16 protein-coding genes are annotated in these 20719 nt (G+C 62.5%); all 16 read left to right on the top strand.

The window, feature by feature from the left end:
• The first annotated feature begins 1 nt into the window (after position 1).
• Positions 2 to 1108: an aldose epimerase family protein gene (locus tag JQ600_RS12175; RefSeq protein WP_312010974.1), complete on the top strand. Its 1107-nt coding sequence runs from the start codon at positions 2 to 4 to the stop codon at positions 1106 to 1108.
• 10 nt (positions 1109 to 1118) lie between these two features.
• Positions 1119 to 2006, top strand: coding sequence for an SMP-30/gluconolactonase/LRE family protein (locus JQ600_RS12170; protein ID WP_212388979.1), 888 nt, complete (start codon positions 1119 to 1121; stop codon positions 2004 to 2006).
• A gap of 183 nt (positions 2007 to 2189) precedes the next feature.
• Positions 2190 to 3254, top strand: a complete 1065-nt coding sequence (chvE, locus tag JQ600_RS12165) for a multiple monosaccharide ABC transporter substrate-binding protein (RefSeq protein WP_212263729.1) — start codon at positions 2190 to 2192, stop codon at positions 3252 to 3254.
• A gap of 80 nt (positions 3255 to 3334) precedes the next feature.
• Complete coding sequence (gene mmsA / locus JQ600_RS12160) at positions 3335 to 4924, top strand: multiple monosaccharide ABC transporter ATP-binding protein (protein WP_212388978.1); 1590 nt, start codon at positions 3335 to 3337, stop codon at positions 4922 to 4924.
• Complete coding sequence (gene mmsB / locus JQ600_RS12155; protein ID WP_212388977.1) at positions 4921 to 6111, top strand: multiple monosaccharide ABC transporter permease; 1191 nt, start codon at positions 4921 to 4923, stop codon at positions 6109 to 6111. Before mmsA ends, mmsB begins: the two co-directional genes overlap by 4 nt.
• Positions 6112 to 6403: 292 nt before the next feature.
• A complete protein-coding gene (locus JQ600_RS12150; RefSeq protein ID WP_212388976.1) occupies positions 6404 to 7966 on the top strand; it encodes an ABC transporter substrate-binding protein in 1563 nt (520 codons plus the stop codon).
• 21 nt (positions 7967 to 7987) lie between these two features.
• On the top strand, positions 7988 to 9571 hold the full coding sequence (locus JQ600_RS12145) for a GMC family oxidoreductase (protein ID WP_212388975.1): 1584 nt from the start codon (positions 7988 to 7990) through the stop codon (positions 9569 to 9571).
• A 99-nt stretch (positions 9572 to 9670) separates the two neighbouring features.
• Positions 9671 to 10837, top strand: a complete 1167-nt coding sequence (locus JQ600_RS12140; protein WP_249135845.1) for a M20 family metallopeptidase — start codon at positions 9671 to 9673, stop codon at positions 10835 to 10837.
• A gap of 375 nt (positions 10838 to 11212) precedes the next feature.
• Entirely contained in the window at positions 11213 to 12559 is a 1347-nt protein-coding gene (locus tag JQ600_RS12135) for a PotD/PotF family extracellular solute-binding protein (RefSeq protein WP_212388974.1), read from the top strand.
• A gap of 91 nt (positions 12560 to 12650) precedes the next feature.
• On the top strand, positions 12651 to 13511 hold the full coding sequence (locus JQ600_RS12130; protein WP_212388973.1) for an ABC transporter permease: 861 nt from the start codon (positions 12651 to 12653) through the stop codon (positions 13509 to 13511).
• A gap of 23 nt (positions 13512 to 13534) precedes the next feature.
• Entirely contained in the window at positions 13535 to 14401 is an 867-nt protein-coding gene (locus tag JQ600_RS12125) for an ABC transporter permease (protein ID WP_409363300.1), read from the top strand.
• A gap of 10 nt (positions 14402 to 14411) precedes the next feature.
• Positions 14412 to 15518, top strand: a complete 1107-nt coding sequence (locus tag JQ600_RS12120) for an ABC transporter ATP-binding protein (protein ID WP_212388971.1) — start codon at positions 14412 to 14414, stop codon at positions 15516 to 15518.
• A gap of 28 nt (positions 15519 to 15546) precedes the next feature.
• Positions 15547 to 16035, top strand: a complete 489-nt coding sequence (locus tag JQ600_RS12115) for a (2Fe-2S)-binding protein (RefSeq protein WP_212388970.1) — start codon at positions 15547 to 15549, stop codon at positions 16033 to 16035.
• Between the two features lie 2 nt (positions 16036 to 16037).
• Positions 16038 to 18425: a xanthine dehydrogenase family protein molybdopterin-binding subunit gene (locus JQ600_RS12110; protein ID WP_212388969.1), complete on the top strand. Its 2388-nt coding sequence runs from the start codon at positions 16038 to 16040 to the stop codon at positions 18423 to 18425.
• An 11-nt stretch (positions 18426 to 18436) separates the two neighbouring features.
• Complete coding sequence (locus JQ600_RS12105) at positions 18437 to 19240, top strand: xanthine dehydrogenase family protein subunit M (RefSeq protein WP_212263739.1); 804 nt, start codon at positions 18437 to 18439, stop codon at positions 19238 to 19240.
• Positions 19241 to 19247: 7 nt separating this feature from the next.
• Positions 19248 to 20705 carry an amidase family protein gene (locus JQ600_RS12100; RefSeq protein WP_312010973.1) on the top strand — a complete coding sequence of 486 codons (1458 nt, stop codon included), beginning with the start codon at positions 19248 to 19250 and terminating at the stop codon, positions 20703 to 20705.
• Positions 20706 to 20719 lie beyond the last annotated feature (14 nt).

Genomic DNA, 20719 nt, shown 5'->3' with positions numbered 1-20719 from the left:
CGTGACGCAGTCAGGCCAATCACAGACGGCGAAGATTGCCCGCGAGGTATTCGGGCATCTTCCGGACGGCACCGCGATCGAAATGGTGCGGCTGCGTGGTGACGATGGTTTTGAGGTGCGTCTCATCACCTATGGTGCGGCGCTGCAGTCGATCTTCGTGCCTGACCGGGCCGGGCGCCTTGCCGATGTGGTCCTCGGCCGCGATGATCTTGCAGGCTATCTCGCGGTTCGGCGTTTCCTCGGCGCCACGGTCGGGCGCTATGCCAACCGGATCGCGGGCGGCACGTTCGAACTCGATGGCGAACGCTTTCAGCTGCCCACCAATGACGGAGCCAACGCGCTGCATGGCGGGTTATCAGGCTTCGATCGCAAACCATGGACCATCACGGCAATGGGTGAAGACCCGGCGCCGTTCGTCACGCTGTCCTATGTCAGTCCGGATGGCGAGGAGGGCTATCCCGGCACGCTGAAAACCGAGGTCATCTATCGCATTTCCGGTGGCAGCGAGCTCGCGCTTGAATTCTCAGGGGTGACCGACAAGCCGACCATCGTCAATCTGACCAACCACAGCTTTTTCAATCTCGCTGGCGTCGAGTCCAGTGGCGACGTGCTCGACCATCATGTGACGATCGTGGCGGACGCATATCTGCCGATCAGTGCCGCCGGCATTCCGTTGGGCGCGCCCGATAAGGTCGATGCGACGCCGTTTGATTTTCGCAAATCCCATCCTGTCGGCGCCCGCCTGCGCGATGCGGCCGAGCAGGTTCAGATCCGGCAGGGCTACGACCACAATTTCTGTCTGCCCGGCGGCGCGACCACGGAGCCGCGCTTTGCCGCCCGCGTGGAAGAGCCAAAGTCGGGCCGGGTTCTCGAACTCTGGACCAACCAGCCGGGCGTCCAGTTCTATTCCGGCAATTTTCTCGACGGGTCCGTGACCGGCAAGTATGGCCGCGTTCACCGGCAGTATGACGCGCTCTGCCTCGAACCGCAGGTCTATCCCGACACGCCAAACCGTCCCGATTTTCCATCGGCGCGGCTCGATCCCGGGCAGACCTATCGTCATACGTCGCTGTATCGATTTTCCGTCAATCAAGTTGCAGGGGAATAAGGGAACTCGCGTGGAAGAAGTCGGCACCAGCATCCTGAGCGATTGGCATTGCCATCTCGGCGAGGGCTGCACCTATGATGCGGCGACCGACACCGCATGGTGGTTCGATATCATCGAGCGCCAATTGTTTCAGGCCGACCTTGCATCCGGCGCGGTCAATTCGCACGCGCTTCCGCTGATGGCCAGCGTCCTGGCCTTCATCGATGACAAGCGCCAATTGCTTGCGACCGAAGATGGCCTCTATGTCCGCGACATCGCGGATGGCCGCCTCACGCTTCATATGCCGCTCGAAGCGGACAATGCGACAACCCGCTCCAACGATGGACGCGTTCATCCCTGCGGCGCGCTCTGGATCGGGACCATGGGCCGCACCGCAGAAAAGGGAGCCGGCGCGATCTATCGTTTTTACCGCGGCGAGCTGCGTCAGCTCTATGCCCGCATTACCATCCCGAACGCAATCTGCTTTTCGCCCGATGGCGCCACGGCCTACTTCACCGATACGAGCAAGGGCGTCCTTTACCGCGTCGCCGTCGACCCGGCGAACGCGCTGCCGACCGGAAATCCCGAGACACTCTATGATGCCAGCGGCGGGGTAGGCGGCCTGGACGGCGCGGTCGTCGATGCGGATGGGCTGATCTGGAATGCGCGCTGGGGCGGATCGTGCATCGATGCCTACACCCCGGCAGGCGATCGGGTCCGCACCATCAGGATTCCGGCGAAGCAGCCGAGTTGCCCGGTCTTTGTCGGCCGGAATTTCGCTTCGCTGCTGGTCACCACGGCCTGGGAGGGCATGGACGAGCATGCCAGGGCTGCCGACCCGCACCACGGCCAAACCTTCGTTCTCGATGTCGGCGCACGGGGGCGGCCGGAACCGCGCATCAGGCTCGGTTCGTCATGATGTGTCGCTTCACAATTCGGCCCATGAGGGCTGCATGTACTTGCGGAACCATAACGTGTGGCCGATCATCTGTTCACGTCTCTGCCGGCCTGACGTTCCCCAATGATGCGCCGATACGTTACCGGCGCCAAAAGCAAACCGCTGATAACGCGGCGATTAACGTTCAACACCTGGGAGTGAAACATGAAACTGCTCAAATCTGCTCTATCGGCCATCTTGCTCGGCGCGGTCGCCCTTGCGGAACCCGCGCTCGCGCAAACCAAGCCCACTGTCGGCATCGCCATGCCCACCAAGGCTTCGGCGCGCTGGATCGATGACGGCAACAATATCGTCAAGGTGCTGAAGGAGCGCGGTTACAATACCGACCTGCAATACGCCGAAGACGATATTCCGAACCAGCTCTCCCAGATCGAGAACATGGTGACCAAGGGCGCCAAGGTACTGGTGATCGCTTCGATCGACGGCACTACCCTGTCCGATGTGCTCAAGCAGGCCAAGGACAAGGGCATCACAGTAATCGCCTATGACCGCCTGATCCGCGACACGCCCAACGTCGATTATTATGCGACGTTCGACAATTTCCAGGTCGGCGTGCAGCAGGCGCAGTCGATCGAGGGAGGGCTGAAGCTGAAGGAAGGCAAGGGCCCGTTCAACATCGAGCTGTTCGGCGGCTCACCCGACGACAACAACGCCTATTTCTTCTACAACGGCGCGATGTCGGTGCTGCAGCCCTATATCGACAGCGGCAAGCTCGTGGTCGTGAGCAAGCAGATGGGAATGGACAAGGTTTCGACGCTGCGCTGGGACGGCGCCACGGCGCAGGCCCGGATGGATAATCTGCTCAGCGCGTTCTACACCACCAAGCGGGTCGACGCGGTGCTTTCGCCCTATGACGGCCTTTCGATCGGCATCCTGTCGTCGCTCAAGGGCGTCGGCTACGGTAGCGGCAATATGCCGATGCCGATCGTGAGCGGTCAGGACGCCGAAGTGCCTTCCATCAAATCGATGCTGCGCGGCGAGCAATACTCCACGATCTTCAAGGATACCCGCGACCTTGCCAAGGTCACCGCCGACATGGTGGACGCGGCGTTGAGCGGCAAGACCGTAACTGTCAACGACACCACCACCTACAAGAATGGCGTCAAGGTCGTGCCGTCCTTCCTGCTCAAGCCTGTAGTCGTCGACAAGACCAATTGGGAAAAAATCCTGATCGACGGCGGTTATTACAAGAAGGCGCAAATCAACTGAGGCGAGCTGTAATGAAGCGGATGGCCGGGGAACATATGCCCCGGCCATCCATGCCTTCCCGCATCTTCCAGGGAACTTGAATGGCCACATTGCTTGAAATGCGCGGTATCAGCAAAGCCTTCGCCGGCGTCAAAGCGCTCGACGACGTCAATTTTACCGTGAGGCAAGGCGAGATCCACGCGCTGGTGGGCGAGAACGGCGCCGGCAAGTCGACCTTGATGAAGGTGCTGAGCGGCGTCTATCCCCATGGCAGCTATGACGGCAGCATCGTCTATGACGGCGAGGAGCGCCACTTCCGCGACATCAACGATTCCGAGGCGCTCGGCATCATCATCATTCATCAGGAGCTTGCGTTGATCCCGCTGCTCTCGATCGCGGAGAATATCTTCATTGCGAGCCCGCCGTCGCGGTTCGGCGTGATCGATCGCGACGCGGTCTACCGGCGGTCGCAGCAGCTGCTGGCGAAAGTGGGGCTCAATGAGGCGCCGGACACGCTGGTCACCGATATAGGCGTCGGCAAGCAGCAACTGGTTGAGATCGCCAAGGCGCTGTCCAAGGAAGTGCGCCTTCTGATTCTGGACGAGCCCACCGCGAGCCTCAACGAAAGCGACAGTGCGGCGCTGCTCGACCTTCTACTCGAGTTCCGCTCCCATGGCATGTCCGCGGTCCTGATCTCGCACAAGCTCAACGAGGTGGCCCGCGTCGCGGACCGCATTACGGTGCTGCGCGATGGCCGTACTGTCGATACGCTGGATTGTGAGCTAGGCGCGGTCGAGGAAGATCGTATCATCCGCAAGATGGTGGACCGAGATCTGGAGCATCGTTTCCCCAAGCGGGAGCCTGCGATAGGCGAGGTGGTGTTCAAGGTCGAGAACTGGTCGGTCTATCATCCCCAGCATACCGATCGGCAAGCCATCAAGAATGTGGACTTCCAGGTTCGCCGCGGCGAGATCGTCGGCATCGCCGGTTTGATGGGCGCAGGCCGCACCGAATTCGCCATGAGCCTGTTCGGCCGCTCCTGGGGCCGCAACATCACGGGCCGCGCCTTGCTGCATGGTCGCGAGATCGACCTCTCGACCGTGAGCCGCGCCATCGACGCCGGTCTGGCCTACGTCACCGAGGACCGCAAGCAGCTCGGCCTGCTGCTCGCTGAAGACGTGCGCAAGAACATCACGCTTGCCAATCTCGATAGTGTCGCAGCCCGCCGCGTCATCGACGACATCAAGGAATTGCAGGTGGCGAGCGATTATCGCAACCGCATGCGCATCCGCTGTTCCGATGTCTATCAGACGTCCGGCAACCTGTCCGGCGGCAACCAGCAAAAAGTGGTGCTGTCGAAATGGCTGTTCACCGATCCGGAAATCCTGATCCTGGACGAGCCGACCCGAGGTATCGACATCGGCGCCAAATACGAGATCTATTGCATCATCAATGAGCTGGCCGATGCCGGCAAGGCGGTCATCGTGATCTCGTCGGAAATGCCGGAACTGCTCGGGATCTGTGACCGCATCTGCGTCATGAACGGTGGGGCCTTTGTCGGCGAGTTCGATCACGCCGAGGCGACGCAGGAAAAAATCATGCGGGTCATCGTGCGCAAGGGCGAACAACTGGTCGATAGAGACCTGGAACGAAAACTGGAAGAGAAGCTATTGGGAGAGGCGCATCCATGAGCGATAACACCGTGATGCTTCCCGAGGCGCGCAAGCATGCGGGCTTTCTCAAGGCCAATTTGCGCGAATACGGCATGTTGCTGTCGCTGTTCGCGATCATGCTGTTCTTCGAGGTCGTCACCGACGGCACGCTGCTGCGCCCGCTCAACCTCACCAATCTGGTGCTGCAGAACAGCTATATCGTGATCATGGCGCTCGGCATGCTGCTGGTCATCGTCACCGGGCACATCGATCTGTCGGTCGGATCGGTCGCGGGCTTCATCGGCGCGATCGCCGCGGTGCTGATGGTACGTTACGGCATGCATTTCATTCCAGCCGCGATCATTTGCCTCGCGCTCGGTGGGCTAATCGGCGCGGCGCAGGGCTATTGGGTAGCCTATTTCAAGATTCCGTCCTTCATCGTCACGCTGGCCGGCATGCTGGTGTTCAAGGGGCTGGCGCTGGCGGTGTTACAAGGTCAATCGGTTGGCCCGTTTTCACCGACCTTCCAGAAACTCTCCTCCGGCTTCATTCCTGAACTGTTTCCCGGCGCCGGCTCGCTCAACCCCACCTCACTCCTGATCGGCGCCGTGCTGGCGCTTGGCCTGGTATATGTCGGCGTCACCACCCGCGCCCGGCGCGCAAGCCACGGTGTCGAGGTCGAGCCGACCGGCTTCTTCGTGTTCAAGAACATAGTTCTGTTCGGCGTGATCGTCTATTTCACCTATCTGATCGCCTCGCATCGTGGACTGCCCAACGTGCTCGTGATCATGATCGCCCTGATCGCGCTCTACGGCTTCATCACCGCGCGCACCACGATCGGGCGGCAGATCTATGCGGTAGGGGGCAATGAGAAGGCCGCAAAACTATCAGGCATCAAGACCGAGCGGCTGACCTTCCTCACCTTCGTCAACATGGGTGTGCTGGCCGCGCTCGCCGGCCTGGTGTTCGCCGCAAGGCTCAACACCGCGACACCAAAGGCCGGGGTCGGCTTCGAGCTCGACGTGATCGCCGCCTGCTTCATCGGCGGGGCCTCGGCCTATGGCGGTGTCGGGCGAGTCGCCGGCGCCGTGATCGGCGCGCTGATCATGGGGGTGATGAACAATGGCATGTCGATCCTCGGCATCGGGATCGACTACCAGCAGGTGATCAAGGGCCTCGTGTTGCTGGGCGCGGTATGTCTTGACGTTTATAACCAGCGACGCTGAGGCGCGAAGCAATCCAATTCCTCAATCAGCCGGCGATCCGGCATGCGCGCGCGGCCGTAGTTGTGGCGCGGATACGTCTGCGATCGCTTCATTCTCGAAGGCGACGTGCCGGGACCAACGTCACAACCGGTGCTCCGAGGCCTCGGCAAATGCACGGCAGGTAGTCGTTGCGACATGAGCAGCGTGCCCCACACGGCACGGACATTGCTTGATTAAGCACCTGCTTGCGGGGGTGCGTTTCTCGGCTTCCGAAGCCTCGCAGACTCTCCTCACGAACCCAAAAAAGGCATCCATGTTCAAATTGAAGGCTTTCATCGCTGCCACGTTTTCGCTCGCGCTCGGCGCGGCTCCGGCGATTACGCCGTCCTATGCTAGCGGCAATCTTGTCGCGGTGCTGGAAGCGGAAATCGCCACGCTCGATCCGCATTTTACGCCGGCCTATATCTCGCGGACCTTCGGGTTCATGGTGTTCGACACCCTGTTCGCAAAGGACACCAAGGGTGAGATCAAGCCGCAGATGGTGCAGGACTGGAAGGTTTCGCCTGACGGACTGGTTTACACGTTCAGCTTGCGTGACGGCCTGAAATGGCATGACGGCCAGCCAGTCACGGCAGCGGATTGCGTCGCATCGCTGCGCCGCTGGGGACAGCGCAACGCGCTTGGCCGGCGAATCTTCGCCATCACCGCATCGCTCGAGCCTGCTGACGCCAGGACGTTCGTGCTGACGCTGAAAGAACCTTCGGGCCTCGTGATCGATGCGCTCGGAAATCCCGTCAGCCCTGTTGCCTTCATGATGCCGGAGCGGGTGGCCAAGACGCCGGCCGATCAACGCATCACCGAAATCGTCGGTTCCGGGCCGTTCGTCTACAGCAAGGCCGATCATCGCAGCGGCGACCGCATGATCTTGAAGAAGTTCGCCGATTATGTGCCGCGTTCCGAACCCGCCGACTTCCTGGCCGGCGGCAAGCGCGTCAACATCGACACGCTGGAAATTCGCGTCATTCCGGATGGATCCACCGCGGCGTCGGCGCTGCAGACCGGCGAAGTCGATTACATGCAATACGCGCCGTTCGACCTGCTGCCGGTTCTGGAAAAGAACGCCCGCGTGAAGGTCGTCAACTTCACCGGCGGCAACATGTTTGCCGGCGCCTATCGCCTGAACGCCACGCAGAAGCCGTTCGACGATCCGGCGATCCGGCGCGTACTGTGGAAGCTGGTCGATCAGCGCGAGGTGATGGACGGGTTGGGGCTCGATGCCAAATACGCCACACCTTGCGCAACGTTCTTTACTTGCGGCACCACCTATGACAGCAAGGCCGGAACCGAAGCAGCCGCGAAACCTTCCGTCGAGGCGGCGCGCGCGGCGCTCAAGGCGACGAAATATGCCGGCGAGCCTGTGATCGTGATGCAGGCCAGCGACCTCGAGGCGCCGCGCATTTCGGCGCAGGTCCTTGCAGAGAAGTTGAAGCAGGCCGGCTTCAATGTCGATCTGCAGGTGATGGATTGGGCCTCGGTGCTTGCCCGTCGCACCAAGAAGGAAGGTTGGAGCGTTTATGGCGTTCACGCCGGCGGCTTCGATCTGGCGTCACCCTTGACCAACGTCATGGTGGCGTTCAACTGCGCCGACTTCACGGGCTGGCAGTGCGATCCGCGCATCACTCCGCTGCTGGACGCCTTTGCCAAGGCTCCCGCCGAGGAGGATCGCAAGAAGATTGCTTCCGAGATCCAGACCGTGATGTATGATCAGGCACCCGGCATTCCGTGGGGACAGTTCGCTCAGCCGGCCGCCTATCGCGCCAATCTGCGCGGTTTGATACCGTCCGCCATTCCGATCTTCTGGAACATCGAGAAGTAACGCCATGTATGAAGTAACGCCATGTATGACGTCATTGTAGTCGGCGGCGGTTCTGCCGGCGCCGCGGTTGCCGCCCGGCTCTCCGAGGATGGCACCAGGCGCGTGCTGCTGCTGGAAGCTGGCCTCGACTGGCGCGCCGATGAGGCGCCCTGGGAGGTCCGGACGCCGAATCCGATTCCAATCATTCACATGCGCGAATATCAGGAGAAATGGCAGTGGCCTAACTTGCTGACGCGCCGGGTGGCGGGGCAGGAGGCGCGCTTCTATTGGCGCGGCAAGGGCCTCGGCGGCAGTTCGATGATGAACGGCCAGATCGCCATCCGCGGTGTGGCTGACGCGTTCGACGAATGGGCGGCTGGTGGCTGCACCGGCTGGTCGGCGAAACAGGTCATGCCGCTGTTTTCGGTCATCGAGGATGATTTCGAGTTCGGCGACCGCGCAGGTCATGGCCGCGGCGGACCGTTGCCCGTCTATCGCGCGCCGCCGGAGAAGTGGGGGCCGATCGATCGCGGGCTGCGCGACGCCGCGCTGGCATCGGGATATCCGTGGTGTGCCGATCTCAACGGGCCGGTTGGCGAGGGCGTCGCCTGTTATCCGATCAACAGCCGCGACAGCCGCCGCATCACCACCAATGAAGCCTATCTGGAGCCGGCGCGCGGCCGCGCCAATCTGGAGATCCGGGGTCACGCGCTGGTCGACCGCCTCCTGATCAAGGACGGTCAGGCCACCGGTGTGCTGGCTCACATCGAAGGGCAGGGCAGTTCGGAGATCAAGGCGCGCGAGATCGTGCTGTGCGCCGGCGCCATCCATAGCCCGGCGATACTGCTACGTTCGGGCATCGGCCCGGCCGACGAGCTGAAGGCGATGGGCATCGCGGTCGAGCGCGACCTGCCGGTCGGCAGGCACTTCTTCGACCATCCGCTGTTTCGCGCTACCATCAAGCTGCGCGACGAATTCCAGCCGACAGATCCGGACACGCGTCACACCAATTGCTGCGTGACGTATTCGTCCGGGCTGGCGGATGGAGGCAAGCGCGACATGATCCTGATCGCTTTCAACCATCGCGGCGTCGGCAACCCCGGTGCCATCGGTGCGGGGCTGTTCAACGCCTATTCGCGCGGCAATTTGAAGCTGGCTTCGACCGACCCATCGATCGATCCGATCGTCGACGAAAACATGCTGGCCGACGACCGCGACCTGCTGCGCATGGTCGATGCGGTGAAGCGGCTGGCCGTGCTCACCACCCGGCCGGCGCTGGCTGACATCGCCGAGTGGATCCGCCTGATCGATACCGACCTGACGCTGCCGCAGGCCGCTGCGCTGCCGAACGGGGAACTCGAAGCGCTGCTCCGCCGCGACACCGGCGACATCCAGCATGCCGCCGGTTCGTGCCGCATGGCTGATTTCAACGACGCCAACGGCGTGGTCAATCCGGATGGCACCGTGAAGGGCATCGCCGCGCTGCGCGTGGCGGATGCCTCGATTATGCCGTCCGATTGCCGCGCCAACACCCATTTCACCACGGTGGTGATTGGCGAGGCGATTGCGCGCATGATGATGAGGAAGACCGGCGTGTCAAACAACGCCGCCGCCATGGTGCTTTAAGAATTGGCGCTTTAAGAACTGGCATTGTAAGAACCGGGAGCCGCTCCTTCTCCAAATGGAGGCGGATGCGGCTCGATAGATTGCCACGAAGGAAATGCCATGCCCGCCAGTACCGAAGTGCAGATCACCGAATGGATCGCGTCGCAAAAGCAATCGATGATCGATCTGCTGCGCGACGCCGTGAACATCGATTCCGGCTCTTATGACAAGGCGGGCGTCGATGCGGTCGGCGCACGATTCGAGCAGCATTTTGCCGCGCACGGCATCGAGGCGTGGCGCGAGCCGCATGATGTGTTCGGCGATGCCGTCCACGCGTTGGTGACGAAGCCGGGCAGCAACGAGAAGCCGATTTTGCTGATGGGGCATCGCGACACGGTGTTTCCCAAGGGCGAGGTGGCGCGCCGGCCGTTCACCATCGAGGGCGGCCGGGCGTATGGGCCGGGGGTCGCCGACATGAAGGCCGGTCTGGTGATCAACGCCTTTGTCGCCGTGGCATTCCACAAATTCGGCGGCGCGCCGTGCCCGATCAAACTGCTGCTCACCGCCGACGAGGAGATCGCCTCACCATCGTCGCGTCCAGTGATCGAACGTGAAGGCCGAGCTGCGCGTGCGGTGTATAATTCCGAGCCCGGCCGGCCGACCGGCAACGTCGTCACCAGCCGCAAGGGCGGCGTGTTCATGCGCTTCGAGATATCAGGCAAGGCGGCGCATTCCGGCGGCAATTTTGCCGAAGGCATCAGCGCGATCGGCGAACTCGCGCACAAGATCGTGCAGATCCACGCGTTGACCGACCTTGCAAAAGGCATCACCCTCAATGTCGGGTTGGTCGCCGGCGGCCAGTCGGTCAACACCACTGCGCCGTATGCCGAGGGCCAGATCGACATGCGCTACATCGATCCCGCCGATCGCGCCACCACACTGGCGGCGATCGAGGCCATTATCGCCACGTCGACGGTGCCGGGCACGACGGCGAAGCTGCACATCAACGGCGAATTCCTGCCGGTGGTGCAGAGTGAGACGTCGAAAATCCTGTTTGATGGCTACCGCGCGGCGGCAAAGGATGCAGGCCTGCCTAACCTCGACGGCGAATTCGCCGGCGGTTGCGCCGATTCCGGCTTCACCGCGAGCGTCGGCACCCCGACGATTTGCGGAGTAGGCCCGGTTGGCGGCAAAGCCCATACCGCACAGGAATATCTCGAACTCGACAGCATCGTCCCGCGCGCCCAGGCGCTCGCGCTGGCGATCCTCAGGACTGGTGTCGATTAATCTGCCGCTTCCTCGGCCGCGACCGCCATTGCACCGTGAGCGTCCATGAAGGTTCAACTCAGCTTCCGACGACGGTAGCAATCCCGAATTTCGACATCCTGGTTGGACCGTCAATGTCGAAACGACGCCAGGCAGCCTCCGTGATCTGCTCATCGGTCGTCCACCGTTCTCCAAAGTAAAGGTCAAATTATAGATCGGCTTGCTGCCACATTGAGCAGGCGGCGATCTACATTAGTCGTCCTTATACGTGGAATTTTAACTTCCGATTTTACAATCGGATTTCTCCCTCGCTACGGTTGATCATCAACACGGTCGCGCAAACGAACGAGCCGGTTGGGGTGCAGGCTGGTCCACCAAACGCGAACGGAGAGAACGATGTTTGATGACGACAAGGACGGTGCGAAGGCCGGTTCGTCCAAACTTCCGGTAAAGAAGAAAGGTCTTTCGAGGCGGGCGCTTCTCAAAGCTGGTGCGGCTGCGGCGGGCGCAGCTGTCGGCTCCGACGCGTTTCGCGGCTTCCCGACGATCTGGGCGCAGGAGATCAAGGACATCGAGCTCCGGCATGTCGGCGTCTCCTACTCGGTGGTCAAGGCGATCGGCGATCAGGCGGCAAAGGACCTCGGTTTCAAGGTCACGATGCAGAATCTGGATACATCGGCCTCGATCAACCGCTTCATCAGCCAGCCGGACTCGGTGGATATCGCGGATCTCGAGGGATGGCAGGCCAAGCTTGCCGCCAAGCGCGGCGTGATCCAGGGCATCGAAGTCAAGAAGATCAAGGAGTTTGACAACATCCTGCCGATCTTCACCAAGGGCGAGATCGACGGCCACAAGATTCCGCGGCAGGGCATTTCCCCCTATGAAGCGATGTATATCGCCAAGCCGAATTCGACCGAATTGAACGACGGCGTGACGGAATGGGCGACCTTCCTGCCGCAGGTCTATAATGCGGACTCGATCGGCTATCGTCCTGATCTCGTCGGCCGTGAAATTACCGAGTGGAAGGACCTGATCGACCCGAAGTTCAAGGGCAAGGCCGCCATCCTCGACGTTCCCGCCATCGGCATCATGGACGCCGCCCTTTGTTTCGAGAGCGCCGGCCTGATCAAGTACGGCAACAAGGGCAACATGACCAAGGAGGAGATCGACTTTACCTGCAACAAGCTGATCGAACTGAAGAAGGCCGGTCAGTTCCGCGCGACCTGGACCACCTTCGACCAGTCGGTGCAGTTGATGGCGGCAGGTGAGGTGGTGATCCAGTCGATGTGGTCGCCGGCGGTTGCCGCCGTCCGCGTCAAGGAGATTCCCTGCGTCTATGCGCCGGTCAACGTCAAGAACGGCAAGGAAGGTTATCGCGGCTGGTGCAACGGCATGGGCCTGATGAAGCACCTGTCGGGCAAGAAGCTCGGTGCCGCCTACGACTATCTCAACTGGTATCTCTCGGGCTGGCAGGGTGGGTTTGTCGGGCGCTACGGCTATTACAGCCCGGTGCCATCGACGGCCAAGAAGTTCCTGACCGCGGCGGAGTGGGACTTCTGGTACGACGGCAAGCCCGCGCCCTCCGTCATCAACGATCCCTACGGCGTGCCAATGGAGAAGGCCGGCACCAAGCGGGACGGCGGTTCATTCCTCGACCGGGTCAAGAACATCTCCTGCTGGAACACGCTGATGGATGAGGCGGCCTACATGAACAAGCGATGGAACGATTTCAAGGTCGCTTGATGTGAATGGTCCTGCCGGCGCAGCCCGAGCGCCGGCAAACCTCAAATTGCCGTCCCGAAAGATCCGAAATGAAGTCCAGTCAGGCCAGGTGATGCGGCAACCAAATTTGAGCGCATGGCTCTACGTGACACCGCTGATGCTGGTGCTGGTGCCGTTTTTCTTGCTGCCGACGCTGGTCGTGCTGGTCGCGAGCTTCTTCGAGACCGACGGTTTTGGCGGGTTGCTGCCGACGTTCACGCTGGCAAACTACGCCGATGTGCTGACTTCGGCGCAGACGTTCCATCTCTATGTCGCGACGCTGAAATTCGCGGTGCTGACCTGGCTGTTCACGCTGATCATCGGGTTCCTGGTCGCTTATTTCCTAGTCTTCCATGTCAGGAACCAGTTGCTCGCGATCGGCCTGTTTCTGATCTGCACGATTCCGTTCTGGACTTCGAATATCATCCGGATGATTTCCTGGATACCGTTGCTCGGAAAGGAAGGACTCGTCAATTCGGCGTTGCTTGGCGTCGGCCTGATCCGCGAACCGCTGGAAGTGCTGCTCTATTCCGGTCTCGCGGTCGTCATCGCCTATGTCCACCAGCTGACGATCTTCATGGTGGTGCCGATCTTTAATTCGCTGGCGCGCATCGACAAGCGGGTGGTGGAGGCGGCGCTCGACGCCGGCGCCAGCCGCCTCGACGTGATGCGCTACATCATCATCCCGATGTCGAAGAGTGGCATCGCGCTGGGATCGACCTTCGTGATTTCGATCGTGATGGGCGACTTCTTTGTGGTCAAGGTGATGTCCGGCGGCGGGTCGGCTTCCGTCGTCAGCGCGTTCTACGAGAACGTCGGCGTGCTGCAATATCCGATCGCCGCGGCCAGCGCGGTGCTGCTGACCGTCGTTCTGATTGCCGTCATCGCCCTGATCCTGCGCGTCGTCGATATTCGCCGGGAGATCACGCAATGACGGTCGCTCTCGGCGAGGCTGATATGGCTATGGTCAGAACCCGGCGTGTCCCCGCCGTCGCGCGCGGCGATCGCCGCCCCTGGACGTTCTACGCGCTCGCGGCCGTTTTCACGCTCTACGTCGCGGCACTCTACGGGCCGATGATCTGCATCTACATCCTGTCGTTCCAGGATATCCGCGGCGGACTGGTGTTTCCGACGAAAGGGCATTCGCTGCACTGGTTCGTCGATCTGTTCACGCAGGTGCGCACCGGCGACGTCAAGGGATCGTTCGACCGTTCGATCAAACTGGCGGCGCTGGTGACGGTGGTTACACTGGTCGTGTCGCTGATGGCGGGGCTGGCGTTCCGCCGCCGCTTCTTCGGTGACACCTTCGTGTTCTACCTGATGATCGGCAGTCTGGTGGCGCCCGGGCTGGTGCTCGGGCTCGGCATCGGTCTGTTGTTTCAGTGGCTCGGCATCAACGCGAGCTGGTACACCTCCGCGCTGGGTGCGCAGCTGTCGTGGACGCTGCCGTTCGGCGTGCTGGTGATGTTCGCCGTGATGTCCCGCTTCAACAGCGTGTGGGAGGAGGCGGCCCGCGATCTCGGCGCCACCCGCTGGCAGACCATCCGCCTGGTGGTGATCCCGGTGCTGGCGCCCGGCCTGGTTGCGGTCGCGTTGTTCGGCTTCACGCTGTCCTATGACGAGTTCGCCCGCACGCTGCAGACCGCGGGCTCGCTCAACACCCTGCCGCTCGAAATCTGGAGCATGACGCTCAACGTGACGTCGCCATCGCTCTATGCGCTCGGCACCGTTACCACGATCGTGTCGTTTGCGATCATCGGCGGCTGCATCGCCGCCATTGTTTTCATCAACAAGCGCCGCGGCGTGCGCGCGGCAACGCACTGAGGAATTGGGAATGCGCGCAGGCGCCGGCGATATCGAATTGGCAGGTCTCTGCAAGAGTTACGATGGCGCGACCAACGTGGTCGATGGCGTCAACCTCAAAATTCCCGACGGCGCCTATTGCTGCTTTCTCGGGCCCTCCGGCTGCGGCAAGACCACGATCCTGCGGATGATTGCGGGTCACGAGGATCCGACCGCGGGCGAGATCGTGATCGGCGGCGAGAATGTCGCGGGAATGGCGCCGGTCGAGCGACGCACTGCGATGATGTTCCAGTCCTACGCGTTGTTTCCGCATCTGAACGTACGCGATAACATCGCCTTCGCGCTGCGGGTGCGCGGCCAATCCAGGGCCGAGCGCTACAAGGCTGCGGATCTGATGATGGAAAAGGTGCGGCTGACCGAACTGGCGGACCGGTTGCCGGCCAATCTGTCTGGTGGACAACAGCAGCGCGTCGCACTGGCGCGCGCGGCGATCACCGAACCGCGGGTGCTGTTGCTTGACGAGCCGTTGTCGGCGCTGGACGAGCAGCTTCGGGTTCAGATGCGCCAGGAGCTGCGCCGGATGCAGCGCGAACTCGGCATCACCTTCATTCACGTTACCCATACCCAGCTCGAGGCGATCGCACTCGCTGACATCGTCGTGGTGATGGAGAAGGGCAAGATCAAGCAATCGGGGCCGGCGCGCGACGTCTACGCCTATCCGCGGGACCGCTACGTCGCGGAATTCCTGGGCGGCCAGAATGTGCTGTCCGGCAAGGTCGAGAAGATCGGCGATGGCCACGTCGTGCTGTCGCAGCCGAACCGCAGCGGGATCCAGGTCGGGCTGTGCGCCGATGCGCGACTTTCCGTCGGCGATCGGATCGATCTGGCGGTGCGGCGCGACGATATCGAACTGATGCGGGTCGACGCCGGCGGTCTCGGCGATGGCGCGACGGCGCTGCCGAGCCGCGTCGTCGCCATCGAGTACCAGGGATCGTTCGTCAAGGTCATGCTCGACACGTTGCCTGACGAGGATTTTGTCGCCTACATCCCGGAGCGGACGTTCTTCCGCGATCCCTTCGATGTCGGCGATATGCTGCTTGCGACCTGGTCGGCGGGCCGCGCCCGCGTTCTTGCCTGATGTCAGCCCCAGCCCCCGGAGATGCCAGATGAAAATCAGTTTTGCGCTTAACGGCCGGCCCCGGACGGTCGATGTCGAGCCTGCGACGCTGGTCGCCGAATTGCTGCGCGAGAACCTCAACCTGACAGGGACCCATGTCGGATGCGACACCAGCCAGTGCGGCGCCTGCGTCGTGCTGTTCAACGGCGAGGCGGTGAAGAGCTGCACTCTGCTTGCACCGATGCTCGACGGCGGCACGTTGACGACCATCGAGGGATTGTCGGGGCCGGGCGGTTCGAACGCCCTGCATCCGATGCAGCAGGCGTTTCATGAAAATCACGGCCTGCAATGCGGCTTCTGCACGCCGGGCATGGTGATGACGGCGGTGGCGCTGACCGCGAAGAACCCGGCGCCGACGGAGGCTGAAGTCCGCCACAGCCTCGAAGGCAATATCTGCCGCTGCACTGGTTATCAGAACATCGTGGCATCGGTGCTGGCCGGTGCCGCCGCCATGAACGCACCTGCGATCGGAGAATAGCCATGTCCAACATTATCGGAATTGGCGCCGCGCCCCGTCGCAAGGAAGATTTCCGGTTTCTGACCGGCCGCGGCAACTACGTCGCCGACGTCAAGCGCGCTGACATGACGTTCGGCGTGTTCATTCGCTCCCAGCACGGCCATGCTGTCATCCGTGGCATCGACAGGACGGCGGCGCTGGCAATGCCGGGCGTCGAGGCCGTTCTCACCGGCGACGACGTCGCCGCCGACGGGCTCGGTTCGCTGCCGTGCGGCTGGGGCATTCACGGCTCGGACGGCCTGCCGATGAAGGAGCCGGCGTTTCCGATGCTGGCGCAGGGCAAGGTGCGCTTCGTCGGCGACATGGTCGCCTTCGTGATCGCCGATACGCTGGAGCTCGCGCGCGCGGCGGCGGAAGCGGTCGTGATCGACTATGACGTGCTGCCGGCGGTAGTCGGCGTGCTCGAAGCGGTTCGCCCCGGCGCACCGCAACTGTTCGACGACGTGCCGAACAATCTCTGCTGCGATTGGGAGCTCGGCGATAAGGCCGCGGTTACGACCGCGTTCAGGAAGGCCGCGCATGTAGCGCGCCTCAGCCTCGTCAACAATCGCCTGATCGGCAACCCGATGGAGCCGCGCGCGGCGATCGCCGAATATAATGGTGGAACGGGCCACTACACGCTGTGGACCACCAGCCAGTTTCCGCATGTGGTGCGGTTCCTGATGAGCGCGCTGGTATTGAAAATCCCCGAGCAGAAAGTGCGCGTGGTGGCGCCCGATGTCGGCGGCGGTTTTGGCGTCAAGCAATTCCATTACGGCGAGGAGGCCGTGATCACCTGGGCGGCCAAACGCGTCGGCCGTCCCGTCAAATGGGTAGCGGACCGTTCGGAAGGGTTTGTCTCGGACCGGCACGGAAGGGATCACGTCACCGAGGCTGAACTCGCGCTCGACGAGAACGGAAAATTCCTGGCGCTGAAGGTGGTCACGCTGGCCAATATGGGCGGCTATCTCTCCACCTTCGGCCCCAACATCCCGACCAACCTTTATGGTCCATTGCTCGGCGGCGTTTACACCACGCCCGCGATCTATTGCAACGTGAAGGTGGTCTTCACCAACACGGTGCCGGTCGACGCCTATCGCGGCGCCGGGCGTCCGGAAGCCACCTTCGTGGTCGAGCGTCTGGTGGATGTCGCGGCCAAGGAAATGGGCATCGATCGCGTCGAATTGCGCCGCCGCAACATCATCCCAAAGGAAGCCTATCCGTACCAGACGCCGGTTCTGGTCGAGTATGATTCCGGCGATCCGATGGGCTGCCTCGAAGGCGCTCTCGTGGCGGCGGATGTCGCCGGCTTTGCGGAACGCAAGACGGCGTCGGAACGCGACGGTAAGTTCCGCGGGCTGGGTTATTCGACCTATGTCGAAGCCTGTGGCCTTGCACCGTCACGCTTTGCCGGCCGGCTCGGCGCCCGCGGCGGTCTTTACGAAAGCGCCACCGTGCGTGTGCATCCGACCGGGCAGGTGACCGTGCTGATCGGGACCCACAATCACGGGCAGGGGCACGAGACCACCTTCGCGCAGATCGTGTCGGAAAAGCTCGGGGTCGCCTTCGACAATGTCGACATCGTGTTCGGCGATACCGACCGTGTGCAATTCGGCATGGGCACCTATGGCTCGCGTTCGCTGGTAGTCGGCGGCGCCGCGCTCTCGAAGGCCAGCGACAAGGTGGTCGTTAAGGGCAAGAAGATCGCCGCGCACCTGCTCGAAGCCAGTGAGCAGGATATCCAGTTCGAGGCGGGCGTCTTCTCGGTCGCCGGTACCGACCGCAGCAAGACCTTTCAGGAAATCGCGGGCGCCGCCTATGTGCCGCACGATTATCCGCTCGAAATCCTCGAACCCGGGCTGGAGGAGCAGGCCTATTACGATCCCGTCAATTTCACCTATCCCGGCGGTTGCCACATCGCCGAGGTCGAAATCGATCCCGAGACCGGGATCGTGACGCTGGAGAAATATACCGCGGTCGACGACGTCGGCACCGTCATCAACCCGATGATCGTCGAAGGCCAGCTGCATGGCGGCATCGTTCAAGGCGTTGGCCAGGCGCTCTATGAGAACGCCGTCTATGACGACGTCTCGGGGCAGCTGCTGTCAGGATCGTTCATGGACTACACCATGCCGCGCGCCGATCATCTGCCGAACATGACGATCAAGACCCATTCCACGCTGTGTACGCACACCCCGATGGGTGTGAAGGGCTGCGGCGAGGTCGGCACCATCGGGTCGCCCGCGGCCGTCATCAACTCCGTCGTCGATGCCTTGTCGCATCTTGGCGTGATGCATGTCGATATGCCGGCGACGCCGAACCGGATCTGGCGCGTCATTCAGAATGCCGCAATGCCGCAGGCCGCAGAGTAGGAGAAGTCGAAATGAGATCATTTGCATTTCACAGGCCGAGCACGCTTTACGAGATGTCGGCGCTGCTTGGCGGTGTGGCAGACAGCATGCCACTGGCCGGCGGGATGACATTGCTGCCGACCATCAAGCAGCGGCTGGCGGCGCCGGCCGCGCTGATCGACCTGTCGAAGATCCCGCAAATGGCGGGGATTTCGTTCAAGGACGATGTCCTGACGATCGGCGCGATGACCAGGCATGTCGATGTCGCGGAATCAGAACTGGTGCGCGGCAAGATCCCACTGTTGGCCAGTCTCGCCGCCGGTATCGGCGATCCCGCGGTTCGCAACCGCGGCACGATCGGCGGTTCGGTCGCCAACAACGATCCCTCGGCCGACTATCCGGCCGCGGTGCTCGCGCTGGATGCGATTGTGGTGACCGATCGCCGGGAGATCGCCGCCGACGCGTTCTTTCGCGGGCTGTTTGAAACGGCGCTCGAACCGGGCGAGATCATTATTGCGCTGCGCTTCCCGGTGCCGTCGGCCGGCGGCTATGCCAAGTTCAAATCCCCGGCGTCGCGCTATGCGGTCGTCGGCGTCTGCGCGGCGAAGAAGGCCGGAAAGGTCCGGGTCGCAGTGACCGGGGCGGGGCCTGGCGTGTTTCGCGTCGGAGCGATGGAAGCTGCGCTCGAAGGCTCGTTCACGCCGGGTGCAGTCGCCGCCATCAAGGTGAGTTCGGAAAACCTCAGCTCCGATATCCACGCGGATGCGGAATACCGCGCCCATCTCGTGACTGTGATGGCAAAGAAGGCCATAGCGGCCGCTCTCCAGACGTTGTGAGGTTGCCGTGAAAGCAGGAAAGGCCCGCGCCGACGGCGCCACTGAAGCCAATGCGTTGGCCAGGCTGTCAGCCGTTGAATTACTGGAGGGCTATCGCACCAGGCGGTTCACGCCGCGCGACGTCATCGAGGATGTGATTGCCGCACTGGAACTGACCAATGCATCCTGCAACGTGGTCGTGACCGAGACCTATGATCAGGCGCGCAAGGCGGCTGACGTGGCGACAGCTGCCTGGTCCGCGGGGCAGCCGGCAGGCAAACTGACCGGCGTGCCGGTCAGCATCAAGGACCTTGTCTATGTCGCCGGCGTGCGCGCGCTCGGAGGCGCGCCCGCCAACAGGGATCTGGTGCCGACCGTCGATGGCGCGGCCGTTGCGGCCTTGAAGGCGGCAGGTGCAATCGTGACCTGCAAGACCACGACTTGCGAATCCGGTTACAAGCTGACGGCCGACAGCCCGGTGTCCGGTATCACGCGCAACCCCTGGAACACGAAACGGACCAGTGGCGGATCGAGTGGCGGGGCCGCGGCCTCGGTCGCTGCCGGATGCGGGCCGCTCGCGATCGGCACCGACGGAGTCGGATCGATACGCGTGCCATCCTCCTTCTGCGGCGTGGTCGGCATCAAGCCGACCTTTGGGCTGGTTCCGAGGTCGCCGGGCTTCGCGCCGCCGTCATGGGCGTCGCTCGCACATACCGGACCAATTGCGCGTACGGTCGCCGACGCGGCCCTGCTTCTCGAAGTGATCGCGGCCCACGATCTGCGTGATGCCGCCAGCCTGCCGGTGCCGACGCGCAGCTTTGACGCCACAGCGGTAAAGCTCGACGGGATCAGGATCGGAAGCAGTGTCGACTTCGGCTATGCGGCGGTGGCGCCCGACATTCGCAAGGCCTTTCAGTCGGCGGTTGAGACGCTCGGTTCGCTTGGCGCCAGCATCGTTCCGGATTGTGTTCATTTCGAACCTGATATGCTCGAACGAATCTTGAAGCCGATCGCTTACACCGAGCAGGCCGCAGCCGTCGCGGCCCGCGACGCCAGCGCGCTCGCAGGCTCGGATGGCGACTACCGTGACGTCGTGGCGAAGGGCGCAGTGTATAGCGGCGTCCAATATGTCGAGGCCAGCTATCGCCGCAACAGCCTGCGCGGTTCGTTTTTGGAAATGTTTGGCAAGGTCGATGCGATCGTCACGCCGACGGTGGCCGTGACGGCATTTCCAGCCGGTGCACTTGGGGTCGATGAAGTCGACGGCGTTGCCGTCGACCGCCACCTAGGTTGGTCGCCGTTCTCTTGGCCGATAAATCTGACCGGGCTGCCGGCCGCCACGATTCCTTGCGGTTTCGACAGCGACGGGCTTCCGATTGGACTTCAGATTATCGCGCCGTGGCTCGAGGAGGGGCTCATCATCCGCATCGCCGCTGCCTTCGAGCGGGCGCGGCCCTGGACCGAGTTTCGGCCCCAGATGAGCTGATCGGCTTGCGCTGC

It is taken from the genome of Bradyrhizobium sp. AUGA SZCCT0176, assembly GCF_018130145.1.
GTDB lineage: Bacteria > Pseudomonadota > Alphaproteobacteria > Rhizobiales > Xanthobacteraceae > Bradyrhizobium.
Note: the sequence above shows the minus strand (reverse complement) of the source record. Positions and strands in the feature narration are given on the sequence as shown.